A 14,326-nucleotide genomic window follows, 5' to 3' on the forward strand; every position below is an offset into this window, starting at 1 on the left:
GAGACCGGAATGATCACCCTGATGCGCACTTATTCCACCCTGCAGGCCAGCGTCGACGGACGCCGGCAGGTTGCCGATCTGAGCCGCCAGCTGAACCAGGCTGGCGAGGAGGCGACGACCGGCTACAAGTCGGATCGGTTCCGCGCGCTTGGCAGCCGGGCCGGCGAGGCGATGGCCACCCGCGCGCGGCTCGACCGGCTCGAGAGCTTCGCCACGATCAACGCCACGCTCGACCGCCGTCTCGAGATGACCGGCTCCAGCCTCGGCGACATGCGCGCCAGCCTGCAGACGGTCCTCGATCTCACAGCGCCCAGCACCGATGGGCAGGCCTATACCGGCACCCAGATCCAGGCGGCGGCGCGTGCCGCGCTCGACCAGGTGATCGGTCAGGTCAACCGCAGCTACGAGGGTGTCTCGCTGTTCTCCGGTGTCGCCAATGCCGGGCAGACGATCCAGCCCTATGACACGGTCAACCCGGCCAGCGGCCTGTCGCCGCGCGGAATGGTCGAGACTAGGATCGGCGCCTTGCCGATAGATGCTGCACAGGCCAACGCCAAGGCCGACGCGCTAGCCGCGATCTTCGATCCGGCCGCCACCGGTGCCGCAAGCTATCGCGAGACGGTCTATAACGGAGCGGCGCGTGACACTGCTGGCAAGGGCATGTCCGTGCGGATCGACGAAGAAGAGGTGCTGGACTACGGTGTCCAGGCCGATGATCCGGCCTTCTCCGAGATGCTGCGTGGCCTGTCGATGCTGGCGTCGGTCGACATCAGCATGCTCGACGATCAGGCGGCCCAAGCTTGGACCTCGCGCGCCTTCGAAGCGCTCGAAAACGGACGGACGGGGCTGCTTTCGGCCGAGACCCGGATCGGCGCGCAACGTCGCCAGCTCGAGGACACGATGGAGTCGCAGGCCGCGCGGGTCACGCTCTATCGTCAGCAGATCGACAGCGTCGAGGGCGTCGATCCCTACGAGGCCGCGACCCGGCTGACCCAGCTGCAGACCCAGCTTGAGGCGAGCTACGCAATCACGGCGCGGCTGTCGAAGCTGTCCTTCCTGAACTACATGTAACACGAATAACCCATGGATAGATTGCATAAATGCAACCTGTCCATGGATTGTTTCGACTGTTCTTGTGGCGCGCGGCGGCGCTCGGCTAGTCTCTAACCGGAACGCGTCATTCGGAGCAGCGCATGCGGAACGGGCTGAAACGGGGGATCGGACTGGCGATGCTTCTGGCCGCGACCCTCGGCGCGGTGCCGCTTGCCGCGGAGGTCCGGATCAAGGACATCGCCCAGTTCGAGGGGGTCCGCGAGAACCAGCTCGTCGGTTACGGCCTCGTGGTCGGTCTGAACGGCACCGGAGATTCGCTGCGCAACTCGCCCTTCACCGAGCGCTCGATCGAGGGAATGCTCGAGCGGCTCGGCGTCGGCAATCTGACCGACGAGCAGATGCGCACCCAAAACACCGCCGCCGTGATGGTCACCGCGATGCTGCCGCCCTTCGCGCGGCGCGGCTCGACCATCGACGTGGTGGTTTCCTCGCTGGGCGACGCCTCGTCCCTGCGGGGCGGTACCCTGATCGTGACGCCGCTGACTGGCGCCGACGGCGAGGTTTATGCCGTGAGCCAAGGCCCGATCGCGGTGGCCGGCTATGCAGCGCAGGGTGCCAATGCCAGCATCGTCGAAGGCGTCCCCACCGTGGCCCGGATCGAGAACGGTGCGACGGTGGAGAACGAGATCGACTTCGACCTTTCCGCCATGAATTCCATCCGGATCGCGCTCCGAACCCCCGATTTCACCACAGCCAAACGGATCGAGCAGGCGATCAATGCACATATGGGCGCGATCGCCAGGACGCTCGATTCGGGCACGGTCGAGGTGCGCTCGGCCGCCAAGGTCGACATCCCGGGGATGTTGGCCGAGATCGAGGGGCTGCGCGTGCAGCCCGACGCCATCGCCAAGGTGGTGATCGACGCCCGTTCCGGCACCATCGTGATCGGCTCCGAGGTGCGCATCGCCGAGGTCGCGGTGAGCCAGGGCGGCCTGACGGTGATCGTCAAGGAAGAGATCGAGGTCAGCCAGCCCGAGCCGATCTCGATCGGCAACACCGTGATCGTGCCGCAGACCGAGGTGACGGTCGAGGAACAGGAGGCGCAGTTCTCGATCCTCGAGGGCGATGTCAGCCTGCAGCGCCTCGTCGACGGGCTCAACGCCATCGGCGTCACCGCGAGCCAGACCATTTCGATCCTGCAGGCGATCAAGGCCGCGGGCGCGCTTCACGCCGATCTGGAGATCATCTGATGCAGATCACGCCCGGCGCGCCGTCGCCGGACCTGCGCGCCAAGCCGCGCGAGGCCGACCCGGAGACGATGGAAACCGCGAAGAAGTTCGAGGAGATGTTCCTCGCGCAGACCGTGGACGAGATGCTCAAGAGCGTGGATATCGGCACCTTCAGCGGCGGCCATGCCGAGGAAACCTGGCGCAGCTTCCTGGCGCGCGCCTTTGCCGAACAGATCGCAGATCAGGGCAGCACCGGTATCGCCCAGAGCGTGGCGCGCGCCATCGGCGCCTATGAGGGGAAGGGGGAGCAGGACGCATGAGCGACCATACCGATACGATCGATACCGACATCGCGGCGCTCTCGGCGCTGCTCGAGACCGAGATCGAGGAAATTCGCGGCGGCACGCTCGACCGTGTCGCCACGCGGCTCGAGGAGAAGGCGGTCCTGGTGGCCCGGATCGAGGCGCAGGGGCCGGAGATCGCGGCGCGGCTCGAGGCAGAGGATTCGGACGCCGAGGTGCTGCGCGACGCGCTTGACCGGCTGGCCGGTCTCGTCGCTCGCGATGCCGCGATTCTCGAACGGATGCGCCTGATCACGGCCGAGGTTTCGCGCGATCTCGAGCGCCTGCGCGCCCGCCACGGGCTGGCTGGGCTCTATGGTGCAGACGGAAACCGTAGCGCCAAAGACACGCTTTCGCGCAGCCCCATGGATAAGTCCGTATAGCGTCACAAACGCGCCCCAATTCATGGGTTTAACGATACCTACACCGCGGCGGTCATGCCGACTTCGTCAGAAAGACGATCGAACAGTTAGAATGCTGGAGAATACCAATGTCTTCGATCCTCACCAACAACTCCGCGATGTCCGCCCTCTCGACCCTGCGGAACATCAACAAGGGTCTCAGCCAGACTCAGGACCGCATTTCGTCGGGCCTGAAGGTGCAGTCGGCCAAGGATAACGCCGCCTACTTCTCGATCTCCGAGACGATGAAGGGCGACAGCGGCATGACCAAGTCGATCAACGAGGGCCTGACCCTGACCAAGAACGTGGTCTCGACCGGTCGTCTGGGCGCCGAGACTGTAAAGACGCTGGCCAAAGAGTTCACCGAGCGCGTCGCCTTTGCCCAAGCCGAGGGCGTCGATCGCGCAGAGGTCCAAAAGGAGCTCGACGAATTGGTCAAGCGCATCGGCGCGGCGATCGACCAGTCGTCCTTCAATGGCAACAGCGTCACCGACGGCACTGTCGCGCTCGAAACCGCTGACAAGTCGGGCGACAACCTGACCGTGGTCACCGGCGTGACCCGTGACAACACGGGTGCCTTCGGCACGTCCACCATCACCGTCGGGAAGGTCAATCTCGCCGCGATTAAGACTGCCCTCGACTCGATCGACATCACCGACAACACCGATGAGACTGCTGTAGCTGCGCAGGCCAAGGCCGGCACCATCGGCGGCAAGACCGCCTATACCGGCACCACCGCCGCTGCGCGGATGCAGTACAGCCTCGAGGTGGCGGAGGCCGCCCTGGGCTATGCGGTCGAGGCCGCGACCACGCTCGGCGTCGCCGAGAACACCCTCGAAGCGCAGCAGGAATTCCTGACCGCGCTTTCCGACCGCCTCGACAGCGGCGTAGGTTCGATGGTCGACGCGAACATGGAAGAGGAAGCTGCCCGCCTGCAGTCGCTGCAGGTCCAGCAGCAGCTCTCCAGCCAGGCTCTGTCGATCGCCAACCAGGCGCCGCAGAACATCCTGAGCCTGTTCCGCTAAGGCGATATAGGCCCGTCCCTTCCGGGGCGGGCCGTACCCATCTAGGCCCACCGGGCCAAACCACTTCCGAGATATCCGATCGGCCGACGCGTCTGCGCGATCCTTGAGACCTGTCCGCGTCCGCCGCCCACACCCCCGCCAGAAGCGCGGGGCCAAGAGCGAGAGCAGAACGCATGAGCATCGCCGCCTACAAGACTACCATCCGCGAAAGTGAAACACCTCGGCAGATCGAACGCCGGGTGCTGGCCGGGGTAACCGGCCGGCTTTCTGAGCGGGCCGAAGCCTTTGACCGGGCCGACGACTTGATTACCCGTAGCACGCTGCTTGGCGGCGGACTGCGCGAGGATCTCGCCCTCAACCAGAAGATCTGGACCGAACTGAAACACGATCTTGTTCAGCCTGGCAACGCGCTGCCAGCCGAGTTGCGGGCCGGACTGATTTCGTTGGCCCTATGGGTTGACCGTCAGACTGTAACCGTATTGGGCGGAAAGCCGGGGATCGCCGCGCTGATCGATATCAATCGCTCGATTATCGCTGGTTTGGCGGGGCAGGCCCCATCGGCTGCGGAGGTTGCGTGAGATGGCTCTCAAACTAACGTTGCGGCCAGACGAACGGATCGTCGTCAATGGCTGCATGATGCGCAATTCCTCGCGTCGCCATGTGCTTACTATCGAGAGCCACGCTGACGTGGTGCGAGGTCACGACCTTCTAGATGAGGACGCGCCCGTGACGCCGGTGACGCGGGTCTACTACCTGATCCAGAATGCGCTCATCCATGCCAAGCTGCGTGGCGATCTGGTACCAATCATCCAGCGCGAGCTGGCAGTACTGGCGACGACCTTCGGTCACCCCAGCCTCGGCCATGTGTTCAACGCGGCGAATTTCATCAGCACCGGCGATTATTACAAGGCAATGCGCGAGTTGCGGCCCGTCATCGAACACGAGGGACAGCTGTTCGAGCACCTCGCCGCCTCCGGTGAACCCACCCCGATGGCGGCGGAATGATCTCACTATCGGGTATGAATGCCCGAATGGGTCTTAGCTTGGTGGACGCTACCCGCGACCGCCAAGAAGAGCTGATTCGTAACCAGCCTGAGCACAAACGTGCGATCGCAGCTTTCGAGGAACGGATCGGCAAAGTTCAGACGGTTGATCAGCTGATGGAGGACCGCGAGCTCTACGTCTTCGTGATGAAGGCCTTCGACTTGGAGGACCAGATCTTCGGCAAGGCGATGATCTCCAAAATCCTTAAGGGCGACAGCAGCGACCCTAAGGCACTGGTCAACAGGCTCACCGACCCCCGTTTCAAGGAGATGCACAAGGCGCTAGGTTTCACAGATGAGGGCACCAATAACATCAAAACTTTCGCCGCCTCCTGGCGACGAGAGATGGTGGACCGTTATGTCGGGCAGCGCTTCGAGAGCGCCCAGACCGAGCAAAACGCGACAGTGGGTACTGTGCTCGAATTCCGGCGCAAGGCAGGGGATATCAAGAACTGGTTCGACGTGCTCAAGGATGCCGAGCTGTCGGAGTTCATGCGCACCGCGCTCGGCGTGCCGAGCCAGAGCGCCGGGCTCGACATCGACAAGCAGGTTGAGCTGCTCAAGACCAAGTTCGACCTCACCAAGCTCAAGGACCCTGTCGAACTCGAAAAGCTCGAGCGGCGCTACGTGGCGATCTCCGACGCCAAGGCGGGGGTGCAATCCTCATCCAACGCCGCGCTGACGCTGCTGAACGCCGCCGTCAGCGCCGGGGCCGGGGGGCAGTTCACCCCGATCACCATCGACATCACGGCGATCACGGCGCTGCGCAAGGGCTACTGAGCCCGGCCCCTCATTCGAGGATATCCTCCTCCTCGTCGCCGGCGCTCGGCAGCTCGATCGAGCCTTCCTCGGCGAGTTGGCGGGTGTAGTCGACGATCATCGTCTGCGCCGCGCGCGCGTCGCGGCCCCGGACCGGGCCCATCGTGTTCATCTCGTCGAGCAGCATGTCGCGCGCCCGCGCGGTCAGCGCGTCGAGGAAATGCTCGCGCATCTCCTTGGAGGCGCCGCGCAGCGCCAGCGGCAGCGTGTTGCCGGTCAGACCGCGCATCACCCGTGCCAGGCTCTGTGCATCGAGACGGATCAGGTCCTCGAAGGTGAACATCTTGGCCATGATGCCGTCGAGCGCGCCCGGCTTGCGGGCGTCGATCGCCTGATGCAGCCCGTCGAACACGTCGCGGTCGAGCTTGTTGAACAGGTCGGCCATGCGCTGCTCCATCTCGACGGCGCTGGACTGGCCCCCGGCGGAAAGCATGTCGGCCTGCAGCGTCTCCTCGATCTGGGCCATCATCTTGGGCGGGACCGCTTCCATGCGGATCATCCGCTCGACCACGTCGCGCATCATTTCTTCGCCCAGGAGCGGAAGCACCTTGGCGGCGACCTCGGTGTCGACATTCGACAGGATCGCGGCCGCGGTCTGTTCGTGCTCGCCCTTGAGATAGGTGGCGATCACCGCCTCGTTCATCGCCGAGAACTTGGCCCAGAGGTCGCGTTCCTTCATCGGGCCGCGGATGTCGCGCAGGATTGCCTCGACCTGCTCCTCGGGCAGGAAGGCGCGCAGCATCGCCTCGGCCGAGGCGAGCGAGCCGACCACGCCGCCGCCGGCATCGACGCCTTCGGAGAACTCGGCCAGAACCATCTCGACCAGCTCTGCCTGGACCACGCCCAGCCGCGCCACCGCACGGGTGATCTTGGCGATGTCCTCCGGCGAGAGCTTGCGCATCAGCTCGGAGCCGCGCTCCTCGCCCAGGCACAAGAACAGGATCGCCGCCTTCTCGGCACCGCGCAGCCGGCGCAGCGGCGGGGTCGGGGGCTGGGCCGCGGCGCGCACCGGGCTCGGTTCGGGCGGACGGGTGGCAGGGGTCATCGCATTCATCGTCATCCTCCGGCCAGCGGCACGTAGCTTTCCATCAGGCTGCCCGCCAGCATGTACCAGCCGTCGATCAGCACGAAGAAGATCACCTTGAAGGGCAGCGAGATCAACACCGGCGGCAGCATCATCATGCCGGCGCTCATCAGCACCGAAGCGACGATCAGGTCGATCGCCACGAAGGGCAGGTAGATCAGGAACCCGATCGAAAAGGCGCGGCGCAGCTCCGAGATCATGAAGGCCGGGATCAGCGACCGCCAGGACGCCTCCTCGGCGGTCTCGGGCAGCGGCGCGGGTTCGGCACGGTCGGAGCGCGCGGCGAGATTCTGGAACAGCTCGATGTCGCGCGGCCGGGTGTTGGCGAACATGAAGGCGCGGAACGGATCACCGATCCGCGCGATCGCCTGCTCCTCGGTGATCGCGTTGTTCATCAGCGGCTGCAGGCCGCCCTCCCAGGCATCCTCGAAGACCGGCTGCATGACGAAGAAGGTCATGAACAGCGCCATGGAGGACAGGACCATGTTCGGCGGCGTCTGGTTGAGACCGAGCGCCGAGCGCAGCATCGAGAAGACGATCACGAAGCGGGTGAAGCTGGTCATGATCATCAACAGGCCCGGCGCGATCGACAGCACCGTCATCAGCGCCACGAGCTGGATGATCCGCCCCGACAGCGTGGCGCGCTGATCCGTACCCGGCGCCGCATCCGACAGCACCCCCCCCAGCGCGTCGAGCACGCCGGCGCCGTCCTGCGCCGAGACGGGCAGGGCCATGAGCGCCAGCGCGGCGGCGGCGACGAAGGGGAGGGTGCGGATCATGCTGCTGGTCAGTCGCCCGAAACGTAGTCCTTGACGATCTCGGTCAGCGACACGCCGATCCGCGCCTCGCCGAGCTTGACCAGATCGCCCCGGGCGACCAGCCGATCGTTGATCATCACCTCGACCGGCTCGCCGATCTTCTTGTCGAGCTCGATCACCGAGCCGCGGCCGAATTTCAGCAGCTGCGAGATCGGCAGCCGGGCATGGCCGAGCACGATCTGCACGTCGAGCCCGACATTGAGCATCGCCTCGATGTTGCGGCCGCCCTTGGGGGCTTCGGCCTGCGGGGCGTCTTCGAAGATCCCGGCGGCGTCGTCCTCAATCTCCGGGAACTCGGCGCCGGTGGCCTTGGTGGGGGTGTCCGTCACGTGCGGTCCTCCGGTTCGGGGTGGGTGCGGGTGCGGGCCCGCAATGTGCCGAGGATCGCGTCGCAGATCCCGGCAAAGCTGTAATCGAGCCGTCCGCCATCCCAGACGACGCGCGCGTCGCCCGGAGCGAGCCCGGCATCCTCGGTAAGCGTGGTGCGGCCCGTAAGGCCTTGCGTCGCCAAGAGCGCCTCGACCTCCGCGCGCAGCTCTTTCGCGCCCGGGGGCAGGGCGATCTCGAGCCGAGAGCTGTCCAGCCCGAGCCTCAGCCCGCGCCGGATCTGCGCCAGCGCCCGGACCTCGGCCCGGCCGGCGAGGATTTCGGGCAGCACCGTCTCGGCGGTGGCGGCGGCGTAGGACAGGAGTTGTGTTTCGAGTGCGGCGCGATGCCGTGCCGCGTCATCCATCACTTCGCCCAGCCGCGCGGCGATCCGCTCGAGCGCCGCGGCACGCGACGCGGCTTCGGCCGCGCGCGCTTCGGCCTCGGCCTCGGCCCGGCCTTGGGCGCGGCCCTGCGCCAGAGCGGCCTCGCGCGCCTCGGCCACCGCCGCCTGCAAGGCGTCGTCGCTGTGGCGGGCCGTGGCCCCGCGTCGGGCGAGCTGGCGCTCCTGGGCGATCTCGCTGTCGAAATCCCGCTCGAAGATCGACATCTCAGGCCTCCTCGGCGAGCCAGCTCTGGACGACCTTGAGCGAGGCCTCCGGCTCGTTCTCGACCATCTCGCCGACCGAGACGAGACGGCGCATGCCGATCTTGCCGTCGACCGAGGCGAGGCTCACCATTTCGTCGCCGTCATAGGTGGCGATCTGCTGCTCGTAGGGCAGCATCGCCTGCTGGCTCGGACCGCGTGCACCGGGCTGTTGGGCTAGCGCGCCCGGCTGGCCGGCGGCGTCGCGCGCCGCGCCCGGAAGTTGTGGCGCCTGGCCGGGGGCGGCTTCGTAGCCGAGCTGCCCGGCACTGCCGGCGCCGGCGGTCGCACCCGCGAGCGCCAGGCCGGTCCCGGTTTCAGGGAGCACCCGGCGCAGCATCGGCCTCAGGCCGAAGCCCAGCACCGCCGCGACCAGCGCCAGCGCGAAGGTGCCACGCAGGATCGCGCCGAAGTTCTGCGCGATGGTCTGGCCGAGCGACAGGCCGATCGGCGCGCCGACATCCATCGAGTAATCCATGAAGCGCAGGCTATCGACCGAAACGGTGTCGCCACGCGCCTCGTCGAAGCCCACCGCCGAACGCACCAGCGCGGTCAGCCGCTCCAGCTCCTCGGGGCTGCGCTCCTCGTAGACCGTCTCGCCATTCGCGGCGACGTTGTAGATGCCGTTGACCAGAACCGCGACCGAGATCCGTTCCACCGAGCCGGGCTCGCGCACCGTCTCGCGCTGGGTCGAGCCGATCTCGTAATTGACGATCTCGTCGGTGCGGGTCGAGGTCGAGGCCGACTGCTCGCCGCCAGCGTCGCCGCCGAGCTCGGGCGGCAGGTTGTTGGCCACGCCAACCTCGGTCTGGGTCCCCTCGCGGTCCTGCGCCTCTTCCTGACGGGTCTCGGTCGAGCGGACCACCTGCTGATCTGGATCGAAGCTCTGCTCGCGGATCACCTGCCGCTCGGTCGAGAGGTCGACATTGACCTGCACCCGGGCGTTGCCCGCACCGACGCGGGCGGTGAGCATCTCGGTGATCGAGCGCTGCAGCCGCTCCTGCATCGAGGCGCCTGCGGCCTGCACGCCTGCGTCCCCCTCGGTCTCCTCGCTCAGGATGGTCTCGCCGCTGGCCGACAGGACGGTGACCCGCGAGGGGGCGAGATCGGGCACCGCCGAAGCCACAAGCGCCCGGATCGCAAGGCCCTGCCGGCGCGAGATCGAGGAGGTGGCGCGGCCCCGCACGATGACAGAGGCCGACGGCTCGGGGCGGGTGCGCGAGAAGGCCTCGCGTTCGGGCAGCACGAGATGCACCCGGGCCGCGTCGATGCCGTCGATGGTCTGGATCGATCGGGCGAGCTCTCCTTCGAGCGCGCGCAGGCGGCTGACCTGCTGCATGAAGCTGTTCATGCCGAGGCCGGAGGACTGGTCGAAGATCTCCCATCCCGCGCCGCCTTCGCCGGGCAGGCCCTGCTCTGCCAGCGACATACGCGCCCGCGCCACGTCATCCTGTGGGACCGACACGATGGTGCCGCCGCCGGACAATTCGACATCAAAGCCATCCTGTTCGAGCGCCGAGACGACCCGCCCGGCGGTGGCCGGAGACAGGTCCGAATAGAGCGGGGCGAAGCTCGGGGCGAGGACGAGGTTGAGGCCGACCGAAAGGGCCAGCACGAGCCCCAGCCCGGTGGCGCCCAGAGCGATCAGCCGCGTCCGGCCGAGGCCCGCGAGATTATCGATGATGGATTGCACAAGGGCCTCGTCCTAGCCGGTCGTTGTTGCAAAACTATCCCCAATCCATCGGTTCGAACAAGTATAGTCATGGATAACTTCTTGCCTGTTCGGCCCATATGACACATGTTGTCCATGATCCGACGATCGGCGGGAACCCCGGATGAGCGAAGCGGCAGCGAAGACGACAGGCAAGGAAAGCGGCGCCCGGCCCGGGCGGCTGCGATTCATCTTGATGCTCCTTGTGTCGGTGCTGGCGCTCGGTGGCGGGCTGATCGCGGCGGTCGGGCCGTCGCGGCTGGCGGAACTGGCCGGGCTGGGCGGCGCGGTCGACGAAGCGGCGCCGGAAACCCCGGCCGAACCCTCGACCGAGGAGATGCGCGCCGCGCTGGCCGCCGATCCGGGCCGCATGGCGCTGCCGCTCGAGGAGATCATCGTCAACATCACCGCGACGACCGCGACCGGCCGGCAGACCAGCCGGTTCCTCAAGCTCGACCTGGCGCTGATCTACGACGCGGCCGCTCCCGATGCGGCGCGGTTGGCCGAGCGGGAGATCTACATGCGCGACAGCTTTCAGGACTACCTGCGCACGCTCGATGAGCGCGACCTGCGCGGCAGCCTCGGCCTGGCCGAACTTAAGTCCGAGTTGCTGCGCCGGGCGCGTGCGATCTCGGGCGGCGAGGCGCCGCGCGAGATTCTCATCTCCGACATGATCGTGCAGTGAGGAGGGGCGCATGATGAGCAGCCAGCGCACACTGCGCCAGCCCGAGGGCGGCCTTGCCGACGGTCCGATCGAGGAACAGATCATCCAGATGGCCTCGCTCAGCTACGAGCGGCTGCCATTGCTGGAGGCAATCTTCGAACGCTACGCCCTGTCGCTGGGCGCCGCCTTCAAGGGCTTCGCCGCGATGCCCGCCGAGGCGGTGCTGACCGCCTTCGAGTACCTGCCCTGCGGCGCCGCGCTCGAAGGCATTCCGGCGCCGGCCCTGACCGCCGTGGCGCGGGCCGAAGCATGGGACGGGCGGATCGGGGTGGCGCTGTCGCCCGAGCTGCTGTTCTCGATGCTCGAACTGATGCTGGGCGGGCGCAATGCCAGCGGCCGGCCCTGGACGCCGCGCAGCTTCACCGCGATCGAGCGTCGCTTCGGTCAGCGGCTGGCTGAACTGGTCCTGGCCGATCTGGCCAACGCCTTCGCCACTGTGGGCGCGGTCACCTTCCGGGTCGACCACCTCGAGAACAGCCCGATCAACGCCGTGCTGGCGCCGCCCAACTCGGCCGCAGTCCGCGTCACGCTCTCGGTCGGCCTCGAGGGGCGCGGCGGCACGCTGACCTTCGTGATCCCGGATGCCGCCATCGACAGCATCCGGCCGCTGCTGGTCCAAAGCTTTCCGGCGGGCGAGACCGGCAGCGACAGCGGCTGGCGCGCCGCCTTGGGGCGCTCGATCGAGGGGTCGGAGGCCAAGCTGACCGCCGTTCTCCACGAGGTTCGGATCGGCATGCGCGAGGTCCTCGCCTGGAAGCCGGGCGATATGATTGATCTCGGCATCGACATGGAGCATGAGGCTACCGTATCCTGCAACGGCCGTGCGCTGTTTCGCGCGGCCATGGGGCGGCGCAGGAACGGCGCGGTGGCGCTGCGCGTGACCGACGATCTGGGCGAGGAAAAGGAGCGCGACGATGGCGGTGTTGATTGACGCCATGATCCTGCTGCTGTTGGCCGGGGTGTTGGCCTATGCGCTCATGGTCGATCGCCGTGTGCGACGCCTGATGGAGACGCTGCGCGAGCTGCAACCCGCGATCAACGCCTATTCGGCGGCCGTCGACCGTTCCGAGGAGTCGGTGCGCGGCCTGAGCAGCGCCGCGCGTGGCCTGGAGGAGGCCGAGACCCGGCCCGCTGCCAAGCCGGCCGCACCTGCCGCGAAGACCAGCCCCCGCGCCGGCGACAAGGCGGCGCGCACCGCCCGCGCCCGCGCCCAGGCTGCCGGCGTGACCCGCGTGACCGGCAAAACCGAACTGGTGCAGGGCTTCTTCGACAGCGTGCGCGAGCGCGATCAGTGACGAAACCGCGTCCTTTCCACATCGTTCTCGGCGCCTTGGCGCTGGCCGGGGTCGCCAAGGCGGCGCTGCTGGTCGGCGACACTACCGCGCCGCCGCAGCCGCGTCCCGGCCTCTTCGTGGGCGCCGCGAACGCCGCTGCCGGCGATGCCGAGGCCCCGGCAGAGCCCGCGCCTGCCGCGGAACCGGCCCCGGCCGCGATCCCGCAAAGCTGCGCCGCGCCCGAGGAGGTGCTCTCGGCGATCGCCACCGAGCGCGGCCTGCTCGAAGAGCAGCGCGACACGCTCGATGCCCGCGCGGCCGAGATCGCGCTGGCACGCGAGACGCTGGCGGTCGAGACCGCCCGGCTCGAGGAGTTGCGCGGTGCGCTCGAGGGGTTGCTGGTCGAGATCGACGCGGCCCGGCAGGCCGATGTCGACCGGCTGGTCGCGCTCTACGTCAACATGAAGCCGCGCGAAGCCGCGACGATCATGAACGATCTCGACATCGAGGTGGCGGTGACGGTGCTGGGCGCCATGCCCGAGCGCGACGCCGCGCCGATCCTGGCCGCGATGAACGTCGTGCGGGCGCAGGCGATCTCGATGATCATCCTCGAACGCTCCAAGCTTCCGGGCGACCAGCGGCTCGACGGCATCCGCCTGCAATAACGGCTCAGTCCTCTTCGTGCAGCTTCGACCCTTCGGGCGGGGCGCGGCGGATGCGGCGCTTGAGATCCATGATGTAGCCGATGATCTCGGCCACGGCCTGCCAATGCTCGGCCGGGATCGCGTCGTCGACCTCGACCACCGCGTGCAACGCCCGCGCCAGCGGCTTGTTTTCGACGATGCTGACGTCGTTCTCGCGCGCGATGCGGCGGATCTGGGCGGCGATCAGGTCGGTGCCCTTGGCAACGCAGACCGGGGCCGGGTCCACCCCCGGCGTGTAGCGCAGCGCCACCGCGTAATGGGTTGGGTTGGTGAGCACCAAGGTCGCCTGCGGCACAGCCACGCTGATCCGCTGCTGCGCACGCTTGCGGCGGATCTGGGCACGCTTGCCCTTGATATGCGGGTCGCCTTCGCTGTCCTTGTGCTCGTCGCGGATCTCCTTGAGGCTCATCCGCTGTTTGCGGATGTAGTCGATCCGCTTCCAGATGATGTCGATCAGCGCCACGGCGGCGAGAAATGCGGTGGCCCCGACCAGCATCCGGACAATCGCGCCCTGCGCATGCGGCAGCAGCGTCTCGGGCGAAAAGCCGGGCGCTTCCCAGATCTCCATCACCGAGCCCCGCACCGCGAGTGCGGCGATGATCGCCACCACCGCCACCTTGGCGACGTTCTTGCCGAACTCGACGAAGGCGTCGGCCGAGAACAGCCGCTTGAAGCCCGACAGCGGGTTGAGCTTCGACAGCTTCGGCTTGATCCGCTCCAGCGCGACCACGGTCTGGCCCTGGATCAGCACCCCGAACAGCGCCGCGAGCACCATCACCAGCACCACCGGCGCCAGCGTGCCCGCCACCGTCGTGGCGAGCGCCTGCGCCACGCCGCTGACATCGCGCAGCCCGGCGGCGCCGTTGCCGATCTCCATCCCGCCGGCTTGGGCGATCAGCCCCGACAGGTCGCCCGCCAGCCGCGGCAACATCATCGGCAGCACGTAGAGCGAGATGACGAGCAGCGCGAAGGCGCTCATCATGTTGCCGGTTTCCTTGGAGGAGGGGACGTCGCCCTTCTCCCGCGCCTTGCGCAGTTTCTGCTCGGTCGGTTCCTCGGTCTTGCTGCTCTTGTCTTCGTCCGACATG

18 protein-coding genes are annotated in these 14,326 nt (G+C 67.4%); 12 read left to right on the top strand and 6 right to left on the bottom strand.

Annotated features, from left to right (window positions below; all coding sequences use genetic code 11):
* Positions 1 to 9 precede the first annotated feature (9 nt).
* From T8T21_RS01915 to T8T21_RS01950, 8 genes are all read left to right on the top strand, one after another.
* The gene (locus T8T21_RS01915) at positions 10 to 1,071 is read left to right on the top strand and encodes a flagellin (RefSeq protein ID WP_322336580.1); all 1,062 of its coding nucleotides are present in this window, start codon (positions 10 to 12) and stop codon (positions 1,069 to 1,071) included.
* Positions 1,072 to 1,193: 122 nt separating this feature from the next.
* Positions 1,194 to 2,303, top strand: a complete 1,110-nt coding sequence (locus tag T8T21_RS01920) for a flagellar basal body P-ring protein FlgI (protein WP_407660086.1) — start codon at positions 1,194 to 1,196, stop codon at positions 2,301 to 2,303.
* Positions 2,303 to 2,602, top strand: coding sequence for a rod-binding protein (locus tag T8T21_RS01925; RefSeq protein WP_322336581.1), 300 nt, complete (start codon positions 2,303 to 2,305; stop codon positions 2,600 to 2,602). Before T8T21_RS01920 ends, T8T21_RS01925 begins: the two co-directional genes overlap by 1 nt.
* Complete coding sequence (locus T8T21_RS01930; protein WP_322336582.1) at positions 2,599 to 3,006, top strand: hypothetical protein; 408 nt, start codon at positions 2,599 to 2,601, stop codon at positions 3,004 to 3,006. The genes T8T21_RS01925 and T8T21_RS01930 overlap by 4 nt, the downstream gene beginning before the upstream one ends.
* A gap of 107 nt (positions 3,007 to 3,113) precedes the next feature.
* Entirely contained in the window at positions 3,114 to 4,049 is a 936-nt protein-coding gene (locus tag T8T21_RS01935; RefSeq protein WP_322336583.1) for a flagellin N-terminal helical domain-containing protein, read from the top strand.
* Positions 4,050 to 4,222: 173 nt separating this feature from the next.
* Complete coding sequence (locus T8T21_RS01940) at positions 4,223 to 4,627, top strand: flagellar biosynthesis regulator FlaF (protein ID WP_322336584.1); 405 nt, start codon at positions 4,223 to 4,225, stop codon at positions 4,625 to 4,627.
* Between the two features lies 1 nt (position 4,628).
* Positions 4,629 to 5,054 (top strand): flagellar biosynthesis repressor FlbT, encoded by a 426-nt coding sequence (locus T8T21_RS01945; RefSeq protein ID WP_322336585.1) that lies wholly within the window; start codon positions 4,629 to 4,631, stop codon positions 5,052 to 5,054.
* Positions 5,051 to 5,872, top strand: coding sequence for a DUF1217 domain-containing protein (locus T8T21_RS01950; protein ID WP_322336586.1), 822 nt, complete (start codon positions 5,051 to 5,053; stop codon positions 5,870 to 5,872). Before T8T21_RS01945 ends, T8T21_RS01950 begins: the two co-directional genes overlap by 4 nt.
* 10 nt (positions 5,873 to 5,882) lie before the next feature.
* Here the strand turns inward: T8T21_RS01950 and T8T21_RS01955 are convergent, their stop codons facing one another.
* Genes T8T21_RS01955 through fliF form a run of 5 tightly spaced genes read right to left on the bottom strand, consistent with a single transcriptional unit; the run spans position 5,883 to position 10,518 of the window.
* Positions 5,883 to 6,965 carry a flagellar motor switch protein FliG gene (locus tag T8T21_RS01955; protein WP_322336587.1) on the bottom strand — a complete coding sequence of 361 codons (1,083 nt, stop codon included), beginning with the start codon at positions 6,963 to 6,965 and terminating at the stop codon, positions 5,883 to 5,885.
* Positions 6,966 to 6,967: 2 nt separating this feature from the next.
* On the bottom strand, positions 6,968 to 7,774 hold the full coding sequence (gene fliP / locus T8T21_RS01960) for a flagellar type III secretion system pore protein FliP (protein WP_322336588.1): 807 nt from the start codon (positions 7,772 to 7,774) through the stop codon (positions 6,968 to 6,970).
* Between the two features lie 8 nt (positions 7,775 to 7,782).
* Positions 7,783 to 8,142 carry a FliM/FliN family flagellar motor switch protein gene (locus T8T21_RS01965; protein ID WP_322336589.1) on the bottom strand — a complete coding sequence of 120 codons (360 nt, stop codon included), beginning with the start codon at positions 8,140 to 8,142 and terminating at the stop codon, positions 7,783 to 7,785.
* Positions 8,139 to 8,789 (bottom strand): FliH/SctL family protein, encoded by a 651-nt coding sequence (locus T8T21_RS01970; RefSeq protein ID WP_322336590.1) that lies wholly within the window; start codon positions 8,787 to 8,789, stop codon positions 8,139 to 8,141. The genes T8T21_RS01965 and T8T21_RS01970 overlap by 4 nt, the downstream gene beginning before the upstream one ends.
* A gap of 1 nt (position 8,790) precedes the next feature.
* The gene (fliF, locus tag T8T21_RS01975; RefSeq protein ID WP_322336591.1) at positions 8,791 to 10,518 is read right to left on the bottom strand and encodes a flagellar basal-body MS-ring/collar protein FliF; all 1,728 of its coding nucleotides are present in this window, start codon (positions 10,516 to 10,518) and stop codon (positions 8,791 to 8,793) included.
* Positions 10,519 to 10,660: 142 nt separating this feature from the next.
* Between fliF and T8T21_RS01980 the strand changes: the two genes are divergently transcribed.
* From T8T21_RS01980 to T8T21_RS01995, 4 genes are read left to right on the top strand one after another with little or no spacing between them, the layout of a single operon-like run.
* Positions 10,661 to 11,221, top strand: a complete 561-nt coding sequence (locus tag T8T21_RS01980; RefSeq protein ID WP_322336592.1) for a flagellar basal body-associated FliL family protein — start codon at positions 10,661 to 10,663, stop codon at positions 11,219 to 11,221.
* A gap of 13 nt (positions 11,222 to 11,234) precedes the next feature.
* Positions 11,235 to 12,191 (top strand): flagellar motor switch protein FliM, encoded by a 957-nt coding sequence (locus T8T21_RS01985; protein WP_322336593.1) that lies wholly within the window; start codon positions 11,235 to 11,237, stop codon positions 12,189 to 12,191.
* The gene (locus T8T21_RS01990) at positions 12,175 to 12,555 is read left to right on the top strand and encodes a flagellar motor switch protein (protein ID WP_322336594.1); all 381 of its coding nucleotides are present in this window, start codon (positions 12,175 to 12,177) and stop codon (positions 12,553 to 12,555) included. Before T8T21_RS01985 ends, T8T21_RS01990 begins: the two co-directional genes overlap by 17 nt.
* A complete protein-coding gene (locus tag T8T21_RS01995; RefSeq protein WP_322336595.1) occupies positions 12,552 to 13,199 on the top strand; it encodes a MotE family protein in 648 nt (215 codons plus the stop codon). The genes T8T21_RS01990 and T8T21_RS01995 overlap by 4 nt, the downstream gene beginning before the upstream one ends.
* Positions 13,200 to 13,203: 4 nt before the next feature.
* Here T8T21_RS01995 and flhB read toward each other — a convergent pair whose 3' ends face one another.
* On the bottom strand, positions 13,204 to 14,325 hold the full coding sequence (flhB, locus tag T8T21_RS02000) for a flagellar biosynthesis protein FlhB (protein WP_322336596.1): 1,122 nt from the start codon (positions 14,323 to 14,325) through the stop codon (positions 13,204 to 13,206).
* Position 14,326: the final 1 nt, after the last annotated feature.

It is taken from the genome of Limimaricola variabilis (genome assembly GCF_034371605.1).
Lineage (GTDB): Bacteria > Pseudomonadota > Alphaproteobacteria > Rhodobacterales > Rhodobacteraceae > Limimaricola > Limimaricola variabilis.